Origin of the sequence: Lentzea kristufekii (genome assembly GCF_033949925.1) — a bacterium.
In the GTDB taxonomy this organism is placed as follows: Bacteria; Actinomycetota; Actinomycetes; order Mycobacteriales; family Pseudonocardiaceae; genus Lentzea; species Lentzea kristufekii.
This window is the reverse complement of record NZ_JAXAVV010000040.1, coordinates 1-17,035: the sequence shown is the minus strand read 5'-3', so window position 1 is coordinate 17,035 and position 17,035 is coordinate 1. Positions and strand designations below refer to the sequence as shown.

The 17,035-nt window shown below is 67.4% G+C and carries 14 protein-coding genes and 1 tRNA gene; 10 read left to right on the top strand and 5 right to left on the bottom strand.

Annotated elements, in window-relative coordinates; genetic code table 11:
* Positions 1 to 11: 11 nt before the first annotated feature.
* The 3 genes from SK571_RS43675 (at position 12) to SK571_RS43665 (ending at position 2,975) form a co-directional block, all read left to right on the top strand.
* Positions 12 to 1,586: a replication initiator gene (locus SK571_RS43675; protein WP_319990027.1), complete on the top strand. Its 1,575-nt coding sequence runs from the start codon at positions 12 to 14 to the stop codon at positions 1,584 to 1,586.
* A gap of 16 nt (positions 1,587 to 1,602) precedes the next feature.
* Positions 1,603 to 1,797: a helix-turn-helix domain-containing protein gene (locus SK571_RS43670; protein ID WP_319989996.1), complete on the top strand. Its 195-nt coding sequence runs from the start codon at positions 1,603 to 1,605 to the stop codon at positions 1,795 to 1,797.
* Between the two features lie 200 nt (positions 1,798 to 1,997).
* The gene (locus SK571_RS43665; protein ID WP_319989995.1) at positions 1,998 to 2,975 is read left to right on the top strand and encodes a site-specific integrase; all 978 of its coding nucleotides are present in this window, start codon (positions 1,998 to 2,000) and stop codon (positions 2,973 to 2,975) included.
* 78 nt (positions 2,976 to 3,053) lie between these two features.
* Here SK571_RS43665 and SK571_RS43660 read toward each other — a convergent pair.
* Positions 3,054 to 3,129 (bottom strand) — tRNA-Lys (locus SK571_RS43660).
* A 347-nt stretch (positions 3,130 to 3,476) separates the two neighbouring features.
* Here SK571_RS43660 and SK571_RS43655 point away from each other — a divergent pair.
* The gene (locus SK571_RS43655) at positions 3,477 to 4,595 is read left to right on the top strand and encodes a serine hydrolase domain-containing protein (protein WP_319989994.1); all 1,119 of its coding nucleotides are present in this window, start codon (positions 3,477 to 3,479) and stop codon (positions 4,593 to 4,595) included.
* 5 nt (positions 4,596 to 4,600) lie between these two features.
* Positions 4,601 to 5,614, top strand: a complete 1,014-nt coding sequence (locus SK571_RS43650) for a serine hydrolase domain-containing protein (protein WP_319989993.1) — start codon at positions 4,601 to 4,603, stop codon at positions 5,612 to 5,614.
* Between the two features lie 2 nt (positions 5,615 to 5,616).
* Here SK571_RS43650 and SK571_RS43645 read toward each other — a convergent pair whose 3' ends face one another.
* Together SK571_RS43645 and SK571_RS43640 are read right to left on the bottom strand one after the other, a co-directional pair.
* On the bottom strand, positions 5,617 to 6,525 hold the full coding sequence (locus SK571_RS43645) for a CobW family GTP-binding protein (protein WP_319989992.1): 909 nt from the start codon (positions 6,523 to 6,525) through the stop codon (positions 5,617 to 5,619).
* 11 nt (positions 6,526 to 6,536) lie between these two features.
* Complete coding sequence (locus SK571_RS43640; protein WP_319989991.1) at positions 6,537 to 7,334, bottom strand: LLM class F420-dependent oxidoreductase; 798 nt, start codon at positions 7,332 to 7,334, stop codon at positions 6,537 to 6,539.
* 92 nt (positions 7,335 to 7,426) lie between these two features.
* Between SK571_RS43640 and SK571_RS43635 the strand changes: the two genes are divergently transcribed.
* Genes SK571_RS43635 through SK571_RS43625 form a run of 3 tightly spaced genes read left to right on the top strand, consistent with a single transcriptional unit; the run spans position 7,427 to position 14,297 of the window.
* Positions 7,427 to 7,954, top strand: a complete 528-nt coding sequence (locus SK571_RS43635) for a hypothetical protein (protein ID WP_319989990.1) — start codon at positions 7,427 to 7,429, stop codon at positions 7,952 to 7,954.
* Between the two features lie 2 nt (positions 7,955 to 7,956).
* Positions 7,957 to 9,882 carry a flotillin family protein gene (locus SK571_RS43630; RefSeq protein WP_319989989.1) on the top strand — a complete coding sequence of 642 codons (1,926 nt, stop codon included), beginning with the start codon at positions 7,957 to 7,959 and terminating at the stop codon, positions 9,880 to 9,882.
* Positions 9,879 to 14,297, top strand: a complete 4,419-nt coding sequence (locus tag SK571_RS43625) for a DNA repair ATPase (protein ID WP_319989988.1) — start codon at positions 9,879 to 9,881, stop codon at positions 14,295 to 14,297. The genes SK571_RS43630 and SK571_RS43625 overlap by 4 nt, the downstream gene beginning before the upstream one ends.
* On the opposite strand, the gene SK571_RS43620 is transcribed toward SK571_RS43625, so the two are convergent.
* Both SK571_RS43620 and SK571_RS43615 read right to left on the bottom strand, forming a co-directional pair.
* Complete coding sequence (locus SK571_RS43620; RefSeq protein WP_319989987.1) at positions 14,294 to 14,803, bottom strand: hypothetical protein; 510 nt, start codon at positions 14,801 to 14,803, stop codon at positions 14,294 to 14,296. The genes SK571_RS43625 and SK571_RS43620 overlap by 4 nt on opposite strands.
* 80 nt (positions 14,804 to 14,883) lie before the next feature.
* Positions 14,884 to 15,294: a PPOX class F420-dependent oxidoreductase gene (locus SK571_RS43615; protein WP_319989986.1), complete on the bottom strand. Its 411-nt coding sequence runs from the start codon at positions 15,292 to 15,294 to the stop codon at positions 14,884 to 14,886.
* A gap of 34 nt (positions 15,295 to 15,328) precedes the next feature.
* On the opposite strand from SK571_RS43615, the gene SK571_RS43610 reads away from it, so the two are divergent.
* Together SK571_RS43610 and SK571_RS43605 are read left to right on the top strand one after the other, a co-directional pair.
* On the top strand, positions 15,329 to 16,141 hold the full coding sequence (locus tag SK571_RS43610) for an oxygenase MpaB family protein (protein WP_319989985.1): 813 nt from the start codon (positions 15,329 to 15,331) through the stop codon (positions 16,139 to 16,141).
* A gap of 79 nt (positions 16,142 to 16,220) precedes the next feature.
* Positions 16,221 to 17,035: glutamate ABC transporter substrate-binding protein (locus SK571_RS43605; RefSeq protein WP_319989984.1), on the top strand; the 815-nt coding region annotated here is incomplete at its 3' end.

Genomic DNA, 17,035 nt, shown 5'->3' with positions numbered 1-17,035 from the left:
GCTCCGAGCGGATGAAGCAGCCGGCCGCGCTCGACATCGCTCGGGCCGTCGCTGAGGAGCACGGTGTCTGTGTCCGGCCGTTGGCCAAGGAGCGGATCGACCTCGACACCGGGCGCGTGGACATCGTGCCTGTGCCGTGCGGCTCGACCGTGGCCAGTGTGTGCCCCACCTGCGCGGAGAAGAACCGGCGTCTGCGGATGGCGCAGTGTCGCGAGGGATGGCACCTCACAGAGGAGCCCGACTTCACGCCGGACGCTCCGAGCGACGATCAGCGGGAGCTGACCGCCTACCGGGCTGACCTCGTGAAAGCCTTCCGCCTGGCCCTCGATGAGGGTGACGAGGTCGGAGCCGAAGAGGTCAGGGAAGAGGTCGCGGAGGTCGACACCGAACTTCGGCAACTCGGAGTCCGCGGTTCACTCCCCTCCCTGGAAGTGCCACTCAAGGCAGCTCGGAAGCGGTCGACCAAGCGGCGGCAGGATGCGCCCAACCTGCCTCGGCGGCCGGTCAGCAAGCGCACGGTCGGCAAGGTCTTCGGAGGCAAGTACCAGCCTTCGACGTTCCTCACGCTGACGCTCGACACCTACGGCAAGGTCCGGAGCGATGGCACGCCCGTTGATCCGGCGACCTACAACTACCGGCGTGCGGCTCGGGATGCGGTGCACTTCGCCGCACTGCTCGACCGGTTCGTCCAGAACCTTCGGAGGTGCGTCGGTTGGGAGGTCCAGTACTTCTCGGCGGTCGAGCCACAGAGGCGGTTGGCTCCGCATTGGCACGCGGCGGTTCGAGGCAGCATCTCCCGTGCTGAGCTGCGGGCTGTCGCTGAGGCCACGTATCACCAGGTCTGGTGGCCCGAGCACGACGAGATCAAGTACAGCGGTGACAACCTGCCGGTCTGGGACGTCCGGGCCAAAGGGTTCGTTGATACGCAGACTCGAAAGGCTTTGCCTACCTGGGAAGACGCCCTCGACCAGGTGGAGCGACCCGCACACGTCGCGCGGTTCGGGGTGCAGGTGCACTCCAAGGGCATCCTCGGCGGAACTGAAGAGGCCGGCCGCCACATCGGCTACCTGACGAAGTACCTGACCAAGAGCATCAACGAGTGCTTTGAGGCGCAGACCGCGCGGCAGGAAGACCACGCCGAACGCCTCTGCGCTGAGCTCGCAGTCACGCCCTGCTCGCCGCAGTGCGCGGTGTGGCTGCTGTACGGCGTCCAGCCTCGCGGGGCTCGACTGTCCACGGTGGCTGGGAAGTGCAAAGGCAAGGCGCACAAGCGAACCACGCTCGGTGTCGCCGGTCGGCGGGTTCTCGTGTCCCGGAAGTGGTCGGGCAAGTCGCTCGCGGACCACAAGCACGACCGGAAGACGTTCGTTCGGCAACTGCTCGCCGATGTCGGGATCAAGCCCGAAGACCAGCCACAACGGCTCGTCTGGAACAACGTCGAGCCCGGTGACCCGAACGTGCCGCCTCGAGCACATCTGCTCTTGAGTGCCGTCGCTGAGCGGCGGAGATGGAAGGCCGAATACACGGCCGCGCTGCTCGCATCTGCCGGACCGCCAGAGAGTTCGGCAACTCTGCACGCTGCTTGATCAAAGGGGGAACATCATGGAGACACGCCAGTTTGAGCCACTGTGGACCGTCAGTGACGTTGCGGCCTACCTGAACGTCCCTGTCCACACGCTCTACGGCTGGAGGACCAAGAACTACGGCCCGCCCGCACGGCGCTTGGGGAAGCACCTGCGGTACCTGCCGTCCGAGGTGCGGAGCTGGTTCGAGCACCTGCTTGAGGAGGCGGCCTGATGGCTCGTCCGCCGCTCGACATCGGTACATACGGCAAGATTCGTTGCAATCAAACGGAAGCAGGCTGGACCGCCGTCGCGAACTACCGCGATTTCGACGGCAAGACGCGGCCGGTGCTTCGCAGGGGGAAGACCAAGCCTGAGGCTGAGCGGAGGCTCAAGAAGGCGCTCTCCGAGCGCAAAGGCCCGACGGGAGACTCATTGACGCCAGACAGCCGGTTCAAGGACGCGCTTGAGGCGTGGCAGGTGAAGTTCCAGAAGCTCGTGGACATGGGCAAGCGGTCGCCGAGCAGCCTCGACACCTATCGGAGCATCCTCGGCCGGCATGTGCTTCCGGGCCTCGGTGAGCTGCGGATTCGTGAGATGACCGTCGCACGGATCGATGCGTTCCTGGGCACGGTCTGGCGGTCGGTTGGTGTCGACAGTGCGAAGACGGCGCGCTCGGTGATCTCGGGTGCCCTGCGGATCGCCGTACGGGACAGGGCGCTCGACACGAACCCCGTCCGGGACACGGACCCGCTGGAGAGCGGGCGTAAGAAGAGTCCGAGGGCGCTCACACGGGAGGAGCGCTTGTTGTGGCTGGAGATGCTGGAGTCAGACCTGGTAGCGGTCCGGAAGGACCTGCCTGACCTGTCGCGCTTCATGATGGCCACGGGCGTGCGGATCGGTGAGGCGCTGGCCGTCTACTGGGACGACGTCGACTTCGTGGCGGGCACGGTCGACGTGAACTACACGGTCATCCGGGCCAGCGGGCTCGGGCTGATCAGGAAGTCGACCAAGACGGAGGCGGGCGAGCGGACGCTACAGCTGCCCAAGTGGGCGCTCGACATGTTGCGGCGGCGACGTGAGGTCACGCTGTTCCCGGACGGGCCGGTCTTCCCCAACAGCCTCGGTGGGCTGCGGGACCCCTCGAACACCCGTCGGGACCTCCGCAAGGCTCGTGGCGGCGATGAGTTCGCGTGGGTCACCTCGCACGTCTTCCGGAAGACGGCGGCCACCATCCTCGATGAGGCGGGGCTCTCTGCACGGGTCGTCGCGGACCAGCTCGGGCACGCCCGGCCGTCGATGACGCAGGACACCTACCTGGCTCGGAAGGTGGTCGACCGGAAGGCTGCTGACGCGCTGGAAGGGGCGCTCGACAGGCCTGAGCAGGACGAACCGGGAGAGGCCGGAAGTTGAGAGTCGCGGAGTAAAGCGCATCAAAGGCGTATCAGTGATCTTGAAGTGCGAAACCCCCAGGCCTGTGACCTGGGGGTTTGGTGGGCCGCCAGGGACTCGAACCCTGAACCCGAAGATTAAAAGTCTCCTGCTCTGCCAATTGAGCTAGCAGCCCTCGCCGGGACAGCCTACCGATCTCCACCTCCGCATGTCCTCCGGGTTCCCAACCTCACGGTTGACGCAAGATCGGGCCCCAGGACAGGGACGCACGCATGGCGCTGGTGTCCTGGAGCCAACTCAAGAACGGCTTCCTGCCGGGGCAAGTAGCGACAAAACGTGCAGGTAAGGGCCTCTGAGCAGGCCAGGCGAGTGAGCGGGTGCGGTGAGGACGAGTTCAAGGTCATCGACGACGTCCGCTACCGGGGTAGAGCCTGCTCCACCCCAAGGACGGAAGCGTGCGTGACTGCGCGGACACCCCCTTGATTGGAAATCTGTCCTCACCACGGCAAGGGGAGGCACAGGATGAAGAAGACGCTGGTAGGCGTGCTGGCAACGGCCATGCTGTTCACCGGGACGGCGATGGCCGCGCCGGCGAGCGATGTCCAGAAGCAGCTCGACGGGCTCACGAAGCAGCACGAGTTCCCGGCGGCGCTCGCGACGATCACCGAGGGCAACGGCCGGACGGCCGCCTACACGTCGGGCACGTCCGAGCTGGGCAAGCGCACGCCTGTCCCGAGGAACGGGCAGGTGCGCGCCGGGTCCAACACCAAGGCGTTCGTCGCCACGGTGGTCATGCAGCTCGTCGGTGAGGGCAAGGTCGAGCTCGACAAGCCGATCAACCACTACCTGCCGGGCGCGGTCAAGGACGACCGGATCACGGTCCGGCAGTTGCTCAACCACACCAGCGGGCTCGCGAACTACACGAACTACCTGGGGCTGGAGAAGTTCGAGGAGGTGCGGCACCGCTACTTGGAGCCGCGCGAGCTGCTCGACGTCGGCAACGCGCATCCCGTCACCAACCAGCCGGGCGAGAAGTTCAAGTACAGCAACACGAACTACGTGCTGCTCGGCCTGTTGATCCAGAAGGTCACCGGGCGGCCGGTCGCGGAGAACGTCGACCAGCGCATCGTGCGGAAGCTGAACCTGAACGACACCTACTGGCCCGGTGTGGGTGAGCAGGGCATTCGCGGCAAGCACCCGCACGGGTACGCCAAGACCGGCAACGGCATCGAGGACGTGACCGAGCTCGATCCGAGCTGGGGCTGGGCGGCCGGGCAGATCATCTCCACGACCAAGGACCTCAACGCCTTCTACCGCGGCCTGCTGAAGGGTGATCTTCTGAAGAAGGCGCAGCTGGACGAGATGAAGAAGACCGTCGACACCGCCGGCGAGATGTGGCCGGGCGTCGAGTACGGGCTCGGCATCGCCAGCGCGCCGCTTTCCTGTGGCGGCCGGTCCTGGGGTCACGGGGGCGACATCCACGGCTACGAGACGCGGGGTGGGGTCACCGACAGCGGTCGCGCGTTCTCCGTTGCGATCACGGCGCTGCCCGGCACCTTCCAGGACACGCCTGAGGAAGCCGACAAGGCCCACGACGCTGTTCTGGCCACTGTGGACGCTGCTTTGTGTGGTGCCAAGTGATTGCGGTGGCCGCGCTCACGGCGCTGACTCTTCTTGTGCCCCAGCAGCTCGACCAGATCGTCCACGAGGGCACGCCCGGTGTCGAGGCCCACGTCAACGGGCGCAACCACGTGGCGGGCAAGGCGCCGCTCAACGGGCAGGTGCGGATCGGCAGCATCACGAAGTCGTTCGTGGCGGTTGCGACCCTCGAGCTCGTCGCGGAGAACAAGGTCGAGCTCGACGGGCCCGTGAACAGGTACGTGCCGCACATCAAGGACGAGCGCATCACCGTGCGCCAGGTCTTGCAGCACACCAGCGGATTGCCGGAGTACGTGCTCGAGATCGGCGTTCCGAAGATCGCCGACATCCGGGATCGCTACTTCGCGCCGCACGACCTGCTGGACGCCGCCCTGCGACTCCCGCCGAGCTTCTCGCCGGGCGAGAAGTACGCGTACAGCAACACGAACTACGTCGTGGCCGGGCTGCTGATCCAGAAGGTGACCGGTCGCCCGATCGGTGAGGCGATCCAGAAGGTCATCACCGAGGCCGGTCTGAAGGACACCTACTGGCCGAGTCAGGGCGAACAGCGCATCCGCGGCCGTCATGCGCAGGCCTACGCGCTGAGCGACCTGCTCGACCCGAAGTCCGCGGTCGTCAACGCGACGGAGATCGAGACGTCCGCGGCCTGGGCGTCCGGCGCGATGGTCTCGACGCCGGCGGACGTCGCCAAGTTCTTCAAGACGCTGCTGAACGGCGGCCTCCTCGCGAAGCCGCAGCTCGACGAGATGCGCAGGACCATCACGGTCGACGAGAAGAGCGCCTACGGGCTCGGCCTGGAGAGCACGAAGCTCAGCTGCGGCGGAGTCTGGTGGGGGCACGGCGGGTCGATCCACGGCTGGGCGTCGCTCGGCGGCGCGACCGACGGTGGCAAGAACGCGGCGGTCACGCTCACCGCGCTGCCCGGCACGTTCGGCGACGACCCGGCGAAGAAGTTCCAGCAGGTGTTCGACGTGATGGACACCGCGTTCTGCAAGAAGTGACGTCAGCGGGCGTACCGGAGCACCCAGAGCATGTCCTGCTCGGTCACCGGTCCGTCCGCGACGCACGCCAGCAGCCAGTCCGTCAGCGCCTCCGGATCGATGCCCGCCCCGATCAGCACCAGCTGCGTCGGGGCGTCGTCGACGGGCTCGAAGGAGACGTAGGCGCCGACGGTGTGCAGCATGAACGTGCCACCGGGGAAGCGCACGAAACCCTTGGCGCGGAACAACCCCTCCGGCCGCGCGCTCAGGAAGTCCATGAACAGCTTGGGGTGCAACGGGTCTGGCGACTCGAACGACACGCTGTCGTACCGGGCGTGCGCGTGGGTGGAGTGGTCGTCCAGGTCATCGAACGACAGCTGCCGCGGCCCCAGGTCGGGTGGCCGCACCTCGAACAGCAGCGCCGGGTCGATCTGCCCGTAGGTCACGGGGAGCACGGGAGCCGAACAAGGCAGCGAAGGCAACGACGAGACCCGGTCGACCTTGTTCAGCACCACCAGATCGGCCAGCGCCAGGTCACGCGAGAGGTGTGGCACGGCGTCGAGCTCGACGGCGTCGACCACGTAGATCAGCCCGCCGTAGGCCACCCCCGGCGCCTGCAACACCATCCGCACCATCGCCGCCGGCTCGGCCAGACCGGACGCCTCGATCACGATGACGTCCAGGTCCGCCGAAGCGAGCTTCGTCAGCATCCCGTCCAGCTCGGTGCCGTCGACCGCGCAGCACAGGCAGCCGTTCGACAGCGACACCATCGAGTCGACCTGGGCCGAGACGGCGAACGCGTCGATGTTGATCCGCCCGAAGTCGTTCACCACGACGCCGATCCGCGTGCCGCCCGACGTGCGCAGCAGGTGGTTGAGCAGGGTGGTCTTGCCGGAGCCGAGGAAGCCGGCGAGCACGACGACGGGGATCACGACGTTCCAGGCTAGCCGGTGAACTCCGCGTTCCTCTCCAGCACCTCGTCCACGGTGCCGTCGAACATCGGCGGGTAGATCACCAGCTCGTCCACGCCGAGGTCCTCGTACTCCCGCACGACCGCGGCCGACAGCGGGACCTGCGCGGACACGCTGATCCGGAAGCCGTCGGGGCGAGCGGGGAACCGGGCGAGGTGGTCGCGGACGTCGTCGGGCGTCCCGATGCCGAACCAGCCCTGCGCACGCGTCACCGCCCGCCGGAACGCCGAAGGGCTGTGCCCGCCGACGACCACACGCACGTTCGACGGACGCGGATGGGCGTCGATGCCGGAGAACGACACGAACTTGCCCGAGAACGAGGGCTCCGGCGCGTGCCAGAGCTGGTCCATCGCGTCCAGGTACTCGTCGGTCCGCGCGCCGCGGTCGTCGAACGACACACCGATCGCGTTCATCTCCTGCGGGATGTAGCCCGCGCCGACACCGAGCGTGAACCGCCCGCCGCTCAGCAGGTCCAGCGACGCCACCTGCTTCGCGAGCACGAGCGGGTTGCGCTGCGGCAGGATCACGATGCCGGTGGCGAGCTCCAGCGTGGACGTGACCGCCGCCACATAACTCAGGTGAGCCAGCGGATCCACGATCACGGCGTCCGGTTCGGACGGTGACGGGTCGACGCGCGGTGACGGCAGCACCACGTGATCGGACGCCCACCATGATCGATAGCCGAGCGACTCGGCCAGTTGGGCGAGCCTCCGCGTTTCGTCCGGCCCTGCCGTGTCACCGATGTTGAGCCCCTGCACCCCGATGTCCATGATCGGGACAACGATCGATTTCCATCGATCATTCCCGAAACTGCAACGGATCAGGCACTTCACGCATCAGAATGGCGAGAAGGGGGGCGATGATGACCGAGTTCCTGGCTGCCGCGCTGGCGTTTCCGACGGTGGTGTTCAGCTTCCTGTTGCTCGTAGTGCTGGCTTACTGGCTCACAGTGGCGTTGGTGGGCCTGGACTTCGACGCCCCGGTGATGCCGATCTCGGTCTCGATGTTCATCGTGATCACGTGGTTCGCCGCACTGGTCGGCACGGTGCTCACACCGGAGGGCTCGCTGCGGTACGCCGTCCTCGCCGGTTCGCTGCTCGTGGCCGCGCTCGTCACGAAGTTCCTTCTCATCCCGGTCAAGAACTGGACGAAACCGGAGAAACCGGCGTCCCGCAACGACTTCGTGGGCCGCACCGCGATCGTCAGGACGTCCACGGTCACCGAGCGGTACGGGCAGGCCGAGGTGACCGCCGACGACGGCGGCACGGCGGTCGTGCAGGTGCGAGCGGCGCAGAGCACCGAACTGAAGGCGGGCCAGACCGCGCTGATCTTCGACTACGACGCAGAGGGCGAGTTCTTCTGGGTCGTGGACATCACCACAGGGGGCTGACAATGGGTGCGATCTCCACAGGGCTGATCGTGATGATCGCCGTGATCGCGGTTGTACTGATCTTGGCGCTGATCACGCTGAGCAGGCTGTTCAAGAAGTGCGAGCAGGGCAAGGCGCTGATCGTCTCGAAGATGCGCAAGGTCGACGTGACCTTCACGGGCACGGTCGTACTACCCGTCCTGCACAGATGCGAGACGATGGACATCTCGGTGAAGACCATCGAGATCCGCAGGGCCGGCAACGAGGGCCTGATCTGCAAGGACAACATCCGCGCCGACATCCGCATCACGTTCTTCGTGCGGGTCAACAAGACCGTCGAGGACGTCATCAAGGTCGCGCAGGCGATCGGCACCGAGCGCGCGAGCCACGAGCAGACGCTGCAGGAGCTGTTCAACGCCAAGTTCTCCGAGGCGCTCAAGACCGTCGGCAAGCAGCTCGACTTCGTCGACCTCTACACCCACCGCGACGAGTTCCGCGACCGGATCGTGCAGGTCATCGGCACCGACCTCAACGGCTACAGCCTCGAGGACGCGGCCATCGACTACCTGGAGCAGACGCCGCTCAAGCAGCTCGACCCGGCGAACATCCTGGACGCGCAGGGCATCCGCAAGATCACCGAGCTGACCGCGATCGAGCACGTCAAGACCAACGAGTTCACCCGCAACGAGGAGAAGGAGATCACGCGCCAGAACGTCAGCGCGCGTGAGGCGATCCTCGAGCTCGAACGGCGCCAGGCCGACGCGGAGATCAAGCAGAAGCGCGCGATCGAGACGGCCCGTGCGGAGCAGGAGGCGGAGACGCAGAAGGTGCAGGCCGAGGAACGCCTCAAGGCCAACACCGCCTTCATCCGCACCGAGGAGCAGCTCGGCATCCAGAACGAGAACAAGGCCCGCGAGATCGCCGTCGCCGAGAAGAACCGCGAGCGCGTGATCGCCGTCGAGACCGAGCGCATCGAGAAGGACCGCATGCTGGAGGTCATCGCCCGCGAACGCGAGACCTCGCTGCGCATGATCGAGAAGGACAAGGAGCTCGAGCACGAGCGCCGCGCGATCGCCGACCTGGTGCGCGAGCGCGTCGCCGTCGAGAAGACGGTGGCCGAGCAGGAGGAGAACATCAAGCGCCTGCGTGCGGTCGAGGAAGCCGAGCGCGACCGCCAGCAGATCATCATCAGGGCCGAGGCCGAGGCGCAGGAGTCGCTGGTCAAGGACATCAAGGCCGCCGAGGCCGCGGAACAGTCCGCGCAGCACAAGGCCAGGGAAGAGGTCGTGCTCGCCGAGGCGCGCAACAAGGCCGCCGAGCTGGACACCCGCTCCAAGATCCGTCTCGCGGAGGGCACCCAGGCAGAGGCCGCGGCCAAGGGCCTGGCGGACGCGCTGGTCAAGGAACGCGACGCCGCCGCGTCCGAGGCGTTCGGTCGCGCCGAGGCCGTGGTCGACCGCGAGAAGGCACTCGCCGACGCCGAGGGCATCAAGGAACGCCTCAAGGGCGAGGCGGAAGGCCTGTCGCACAAGGCGGAGGCGATGGCCGCGCTCGACACCGCGACCCGCGAGCACGAGGAGTACCGGCTCCGTCTCGAGGCGGAGAAGGAGATCCGGCTCAGGGGCATCGACGTGCAGCGCGAGATCGCCGAGGCCCAGGCCATGGTGCTCGCGGCCGGGCTGGAGAAGGCCGACATCGACATCATCGGTGGCGACACGATGTTCTTCGACAGGATCGCCAGCTCGATCACCGCGGGCAAGCAGGTCGACGGCTTCGTCGGCAGCTCCGACGTGGTGCAGGCGCTGGGCTCCAAGTGGATGGACGGGTCGGCGAACTTCCCGGAGGACCTGACCAAGATCCTCAGCTCGTTCACGACGGGTGACGCGCAGAACATCGCCGCGGCGATCGCGCTGACGCAGATGGCCAAGAACAACGGCCAGAACGCATGACCCAACTCGACGCGGGCACCTACGAGGTGCTGCGAGCCCGGCTGGCCGAACAGGCCGGCGGGCTCGCCCGGAGCACGGAAGCGCTGAACGCCCAGCGCGTCGAGACGTTCGGCAGCACGGCCCTCGAACTCCTCGCCACCGAACGCATCCGCACCGAGAACAACTGCGTGCCACGCGACATCGTCGCGCTCGGTGACGTGATGTTGTTCGGCTACAACGTGTTCATGGGTCTCAAGCCCGAGACCAAGGTCGACGACGTCTTCGCGGTGCACGGCAGGGACTTCGCCACGGTCGAGGCGGAGTTCCTGCAGGACCCGAGGTTCCGCAACGACTTCGCCGAGCTGTACCGGTACTACCGCGAAACGCGGCTGCTTCAGCTGCGCACGGTCGAGTCGCGGCTGCTCGCGGTGTTCCAGACCGGCGCGCGGATCGAGGACATCCGCGTGCTGCGCTGGGACATCAAGGTCGACGGCACGGTCGCGTACGTCGACAACCGCGGCGACCGCGACCACGTCTTCCCGCCCTCGCACGACTTCACGTGGGTCGAGACGACCCGCGAGCAGCACGTGCTGGGCCGGCATCCGCACATCGCGATCGCCGACGAGGTCTTCGTCGAGACGGTCGGCGGCACGCTGACCGTCAAGATCGAGAACAACACCGAGTCCGGCCAGGGCGTGTACGAGGAGCCCGTCGACGAGCCGTTGCAGAGCCTCGCGGACGCCGACGTGCACTACGCCCGCGTCGGACCGCTGATCCTGCTGCGCGTCTTGCCGTACAAGGAGACGGTGTGGCGGCACCTCGTCTTCAACACCCGCACCAAGGTGGTGACGCGGCTCGACGGCATCGGTCAGGCCTGCCAGTGCCTGCCGGAGGACCAGGGGATCATCTTCCCCGGCGGCTACTACCTGGTCACGGGCGCGGACAAGACCTTCGACGTCGACACCGACGAGCTGGAGTTCGAGCGGGTCGTCCGGTCGGCGAACGGCGAGGACGTGCTGTTCGTCTTCCACGCCCGCCGCGAGGGCCGCAGCCTCCTGCTGCCCTACAACGTGATCCGCAAGGAGGTCGCGACCCCCATCGTCTGCCACGGCTACTCGCTCTTCGCCGACGGCACGCTGGTGGTCTTCCGCGAGACCAGCCCAGAGGCCGTGCGCGTGCACCCGATGCAGGTGTGGCGCACGCCGTTCGTCCTCGACGAGGTGCTGCCCGACCAGGCGGGCCCGCTCGCCCGCATCGGCAACGCCGAACTCGTCCGCGGCATCTCGGACTGCCTGTCCATCACCAGGATGAGCGCCGAGATGATCCCGAGCGTGCCGGTGTTCGAGGGCCTGATCGCCCTGTGCACCAGGGTGATCGACGGTGTCCACTGGCTCGACGAACTGGGGCTCAAGCAGGACGTCCAGGCCGTGCGCGCCACGGCGGAGCAGGTGCTGGACGAGTTCGAGGCCGTCCGCACGCTCACCGAGCACGCCGCCGAACAACTCCACCAGGCCGCGGAGAAGCTGGCGAGCCTGATCAGGCTCGCCAGGTCGGCCGCGCCGCGCAGCGCCGACGAGTGGGTGCGGCTGCTGGCCGACCTGCGGTCCGCCCAGGGCCGGCTGATCACCCTCAAGGACCTGAAGTACGTCGACGTCGAAGAGATCGACAGGCGCGAAGCCGAACTGGTCGAGGAACTCGGTGCGTCCGCGCGCAGAGCCGTCGCCTTCCTCAGCGGTGAGGGCGCGTTCGCCCAGTACCACGAGGAGATCGACCAGATCGCGGCCGCGGAGCTGACGACCGCCGCCGAGGCGAAGCCGTTGCGCGAACGGCTCGCGCAGCAGCAGGCCGGGCTGGAGGTGCTGACCGAGGTCGTCAGCACCCTCGACGCCGCCGACACCACGACCCGCACGCAGATCCTGGCGAGCATCGGCGAGGTCCTGGCCGCGGTCAACCGCGCACGCGCCACTGTGGACGGTCGCCGCGCCCAGCTCGCCAACGTCGAGGGCCGCGCCGAGTTCGCAGCGGAGTTCGCGCTGCTCGGCCAGGCCATCACCGGCGCGCTGTCGGTCGCGGACACCCCGCAGCGGTGCGACGACCAGCTCGGCAGGCTGTTGCTGCAGCTGGAGAACCTGGAGTCGCGGTTCGGCGAGTTCGACGACTTCCTCGCCCAGGTCGGCGCCAAGCGCACGGACGTCTACGAGGCCTTCTCCGCCCGCAAGCAGACGCTGCTCGACGAACGCGCCCGCAGGGCCGACAGGCTCGTGCAGTCCGCGGAACGGGTGCTGGGCACGATCCGCCGTCGCGTCGGGAAGCTGACCTCGACCGACGAGATCAACACGTACTTCGCCGGCGACCCGATGGTCGCCAAGGTCCGCGCGGTCGCCGAGCAGCTCAGGGGACTCGGCGACGTCAGGGCCGACGAGCTCGACGCGAGTCTGCGCGATGCCCGGCAAGAGGGAGGCCGGGCACTGCGCGACCGGGCCGATCTGTACGACGGCGCGTCGATCGTGCTCGGTCGCCACCGCTTCCCGGTGACGACCGAGCCGATGAACCTCACCCTCGTACCGCGCGACGGCAGGCTGTTCTACGCGGTCACCGGCACCGACTACCGCAGTGAGGTCACCGACCCCGCGTTCGAGGCCACCAGGCCGTTCTGGGACCAGCTGCTCGTCTCGGAGACGCAGCACGTCTACCGCTCCGAGCACCTCGCGGGGAGCCTCCTCGCCGAGGGCCGCACCGACGTCACGAACGCCGCCGCCGAACGCTACGACGAGGGCTACGAGAAGGGCGTCCACGACCACGACGCCGAGAAGATCCTCGCTGTCCTGCAACGGCTTCACGCCGGCGCCGGACTGCTCAGGTATCCGCCGAAGACCCGCGCGGCGGCACAGATCTTCTGGTCCGAGCAGCCAGAGGACCAACGCGCGCTCTGGGCGCGCAAGGCCGAGTCGCTGGCGCGCGCCCGCACGATCTTCGGTGGCACGCACGGGATTCCCGAGCTGTGCAAGCAGTTCGGACTCGAGGAGCTCACCGCCGAGTACCTGTTCGAGGAACTCGCCTGCGAGCCCAAGGGGTTCGTCACCAGCAAGGCCGCCCGCGCGGTGATCGACAGGTTCCGCGCCGTGGTCACCGAGGAACTGCACGACCGCGACCTGATCGAGGCGTGGCTCAGTGCGTTCCTGAAGGACGAGGACTGCCCGGAGTTCCCGGAGGTCGTGGCGATCCTGCTCACCGACCTGCCGCGCTACGACTCCAGCGCGGCGCTGACCGAGACCGTCTCGGGCCTGCTCGGCACGCATCCGCGCGTGCAGAACCAGTCGATGGACCTGCGCCTCGACGAGACCCTGACCAGGCTCAGGGCTTTCCGCACCGGACAGGTGCCGGCCTTCCGCGCGTACCAACGCCGGCGCGACGAGCTGCTGGCCGGGGAACGCCGCAGGCTCAGGCTCGACGACTACCAGCCGGCCGTGCTGAACACGTTCGTGCGCAACAGGTTGCTGAACGAGGTCTACCTGCCGTTGATCGGCGACAACCTCAGCAAGCAGCTGGGCGACGGCACCGGCCTGCTGATGCTGATCTCCCCGCCCGGCTACGGCAAGACGACGCTGATGGAGTACGTCGCGAACCGCCTGGGCATGGTGTTCGTCAAGGTCAACGGCCCGGCGCTGGGCACCGGCGTCACCTCGCTCGACCCGCAGGAGGCACCGAACGCCACCGCGCGGCAGGAGGTCGAGCGGATCAACTTCGCGTTCGCCCTGGGCAGCAACGTCCTGCTGCACCTCGACGACATCCAGCACACCTCACCGGAGCTGCTGCAGAAGTTCATCTCGCTGTGCGACGCCCAACGCCGGGTCGAGGGTGTCTGGGACGGCGAGCCGCGCACGTTCGACCTGCGGGGCAAGCGCTTCGCCGTGTCGATGGCCGGCAACCCGTACACCGAGACCGGCCGGGCGTTCCGGGTGCCCGACATGCTCGCGAACCGCGCGGACGTGTGGAACCTGGGCGACGTGCTGTCCGGTCGCGACGCCCTGTTCGCGTTGAGCTACCTGGAGAACGCCTCGGGCTCGAACCCGGTCCTGGGCGGCGTCGACGTGGAACCGTTGGTGCGCCTGGCGAACGGCGAGAGCATCCGGCACGAGTACGAGACCGTCGAACTCGAACGCATGCTGTCCGTCGTCCGGAAGCTGCAACGGATCCAGCAGGTCGTGCTCAAGGTCAACCAGGCGTACATCGCGTCGGCGGCGAACCCGTCCGAGCGGCCGTTCCTGTTGCAGGGCAGCTATCGCAACATGAACAGGATGGCCGCGCGGATCGTGCCGGCGATGAACGACGACGAGGTCGAGGCGTTGATCGACGACCACTACCTCGGCGAGGCCCAGCTGCTCGGCGCGCTGGCGGAAGCGAACCTGGCCGAGCTCAAGGAGCTCAAGGCCTAGTTGTCGTCGTCACAGCTCAGCTCGAACCGGTCGAAGTGGTCGAACCGGCCACCGTCCGGCCCGCGCAGGTCGATCGGTTCGAGCTGGTGCTCCTCCAGGAACTCGCAGAGCTCCTCGGCGTCCAGCGGCCACTTCAAGCAGTGCTTGAAGTCGTCGCCGAAGAGCTTCGAGTCGCAGCGCAGCAGGTCGTACAGGTCTGGCCGTGGCTTGCCCGGTCGCGGTGGAGGCGGCGGTCTGTGCCCAGGCCGCGGAGGCGGTGGCCGGTCCGCGGCGCCGGGTGGAGGCGGCGGTGGTGGTGGAGGCGGAGGTTGCGGCCGCTCGACTCCGACGGCGGAGACGGTGGTCGTGGCGGTCGCGGTGATGACCTCGGGCGGCAGAGGCGGCGGTGCGACCAGGCGGATGTCGACGGGCTTGTCCGGGGGTGCCGAGAACAGAGCCGCGATCAGGGCAGCGCCCATCACCGCGACCGCGGCCGTGAAGTAGCCGCGGCGTCTGACACCAGTCATCGCTTCCGCTCCCCAGGTTCCGCCTGCCCGGTAGCCGCCGTCCCCGTGGAATCGTTGCGCCCGCTAACGGTGTTACAGGCTCAGCCCGTCTTGTCCGGTCCGGCGGAGCTCAGCGAAATCCGCAGGATCACGCGTTGCTCGCGCTTCATCGCCGCCCGGTACTCGTTCCAGTCGGAGTGCTCGCCGGAGATCGTCCGGTAGTACTGGACCAGCAGGTCCATGGCCTCGGGCAACGGGACGACCGTCGCGGTTCCGTTGAGCTGGATCCAGCGGCCGAAGAAGCTGTCCGGCAGCACGCACAGCGAGACGTGCGGATCGCGCTCGACCTGCTTCGTCTTGTACGCGGTGGCTCGCGTGGAGACGAGCACGTCGCCGTTGTCGTCGAGCGCGACGAGCACCGGCGACATGGCCGGCGTGCCGTCGGACTTCAGTGCGCAGAACACCGCGCGGTGCTGACTGCGGAGCACTTCCCGTGCCTGGTCCAGGTCCATGGTCCTCATCCTGGCGAGGCGGGACGATGTCCGCATGCCCGATCCGAACTCCGTGAGCTGGCAGATGCACGCGGACCCGACGATGTGGATCGCCGGGATCGCGAGCCTCTACCTGCAGGCACTGCACCCCGAGGCGGTCGCGGGTGTCGTGCAGAACTCGAACTTCCAGGCCGATCCGCTCGGCAGGCTCAAGCGCACGGCGGATTTCGTCGACCTCGGCGTCTACGGCACCGACGAGGAGATCGCCACCGCCGCGGCACGGGTGCGGGCCACGCATCGGAACCTGCGCGGCGTCGTCGACGGCCGGACGTTCCGCGTGGACGAGCCCGAACTGCTGCTCTGGGTACATTGCTCGGAGGTTTCGTGCTTCGAAACAGTGCTCGACCGCGCGGGGTACGGACTGTCCGACAGGCAGAAGGACCTCTACTACGCCGAGCAGCGATCCGCAGCAGCTTTGGTCGGATTGCACCCGGATGAAGTACCGGGATCCAGACGGGAAATGGCCGAATACTTCGACCGGATGCGTCCCGTTCTGCACCGAACGACCGATTCCGATGTGATCTACGACTTCTTGCACGGTCCGCCGGTGCAAGGCCGGCTCCGCCACGGGCTGCCCGTGTACCGGGTTCTCGTGGGCCACCTGGCCTATTCGGTACTACCCGACTGGGCTCTCGAACTACACGGCCGAAAGCCGTACGCGCATGCCGATCTCTGGCTGCGAATGATGCGCCGAGCTGCGCTTTTGGTGCCCGGCAAGATCAGGAGACTCGCTCCGCCCGGCCATCTCCGGCGCGCGATCGAACGTCACGGCAGGCATGTGACACCCAGCAAAGCGAGGCTTCCGTAGTTGTCATACATCACAGTCGATCATCGCCACAGGTCCGTAGCATTGCGCACGAATCCACACCACCCCCGGAAGGCCTGTCGTGATCCGTCGTGCCGCGCTACTGACTGCCATTGCGGTGTTCGCCACCGCCTGTGGGAGCGGTGACACCAGCACAGTCATCGGACGTGCCGACTCCGGGAAGCTGACGATCGGCATCCGTTACGACCAGCCCGGCATGAGCCAGCGCCGGCTCGACGGCCGGTACGTCGGCTTCGACGTGGACGTCGCCAAGTACGTGGCGAACGAGCTCGGGGTGGAGGAAGGTGGCATCACCTTCAAGGAGGCCCGAGGCGCCGCCCGCGAGTCGATGCTCGAGAACGGTGAGGCCGACCTGATCATCGCCTCGTACTCGATCACCGACGCCCGCAAGGAGAAGGTCGCCTTCGCCGGCCCGTACTTCGAGACGGGCCAGGGCATGCTGGTGCGCTACACCGAGAACGCCATCCAGGGCCCGGAGACCATGAACGGCCGCAAGCTGTGCTCGGTCAAGGGGTCCACCTCCGCGCAGAAGGTGAAGGCGGACTTCTCCCAGCAGGTGCAGATCGTCGAGTACGGCCAGTACTCCGACTGCGTGATCGCTCTCATGGCGGGCAACGTCGACGCCGTCACGACCGACGAGGTCATCCTCGCCGGGTTCGCCGCGGAGAACCCCGAGCTGCTCAAGCTCGTCGGCAAGACGTTCTCCAAGGAGCGCTACGGCATCGGCGTGCCGAAGGGTGACGCCGAGTCGCGCGACGCCGTGAACAAGGCGATCGAGAAGATGATTTCGAGCGGTGAGTGGAAGCGGGCCCTCGAACGCAACGTCGGTCCGTCGGGTTACGAGATCCCGCAGCCACCCCAGATCACCGAGAAGTC

What these genes read in the sequence shown, in the direction of transcription:
- SK571_RS43675 (WP_319990027.1), top strand. Translation starts at nt 12, where the DNA reads ATGAAGCAGCCGGCCGCGCTCGACATCGCTCGGGCCGTCGCTGAGGAG.
- SK571_RS43670 (WP_319989996.1), top strand. Translation starts at nt 1,603, where the DNA reads ATGGAGACACGCCAGTTTGAGCCACTGTGGACCGTCAGTGACGTTGCG.
- SK571_RS43655 (WP_319989994.1), top strand. Translation starts at nt 3,477, where the DNA reads ATGAAGAAGACGCTGGTAGGCGTGCTGGCAACGGCCATGCTGTTCACC.
- SK571_RS43640 (WP_319989991.1), bottom strand. Translation starts at nt 7,334, where the DNA reads ATGGACATCGGGGTGCAGGGGCTCAACATCGGTGACACGGCAGGGCCG.
- SK571_RS43635 (WP_319989990.1), top strand. Translation starts at nt 7,427, where the DNA reads ATGACCGAGTTCCTGGCTGCCGCGCTGGCGTTTCCGACGGTGGTGTTC.
- SK571_RS43630 (WP_319989989.1), top strand. Translation starts at nt 7,957, where the DNA reads ATGGGTGCGATCTCCACAGGGCTGATCGTGATGATCGCCGTGATCGCG.
- SK571_RS43625 (WP_319989988.1), top strand. Translation starts at nt 9,879, where the DNA reads ATGACCCAACTCGACGCGGGCACCTACGAGGTGCTGCGAGCCCGGCTG.
- SK571_RS43620 (WP_319989987.1), bottom strand. Translation starts at nt 14,803, where the DNA reads ATGACTGGTGTCAGACGCCGCGGCTACTTCACGGCCGCGGTCGCGGTG.
- SK571_RS43615 (WP_319989986.1), bottom strand. Translation starts at nt 15,294, where the DNA reads ATGGACCTGGACCAGGCACGGGAAGTGCTCCGCAGTCAGCACCGCGCG.
- SK571_RS43610 (WP_319989985.1), top strand. Translation starts at nt 15,329, where the DNA reads ATGCCCGATCCGAACTCCGTGAGCTGGCAGATGCACGCGGACCCGACG.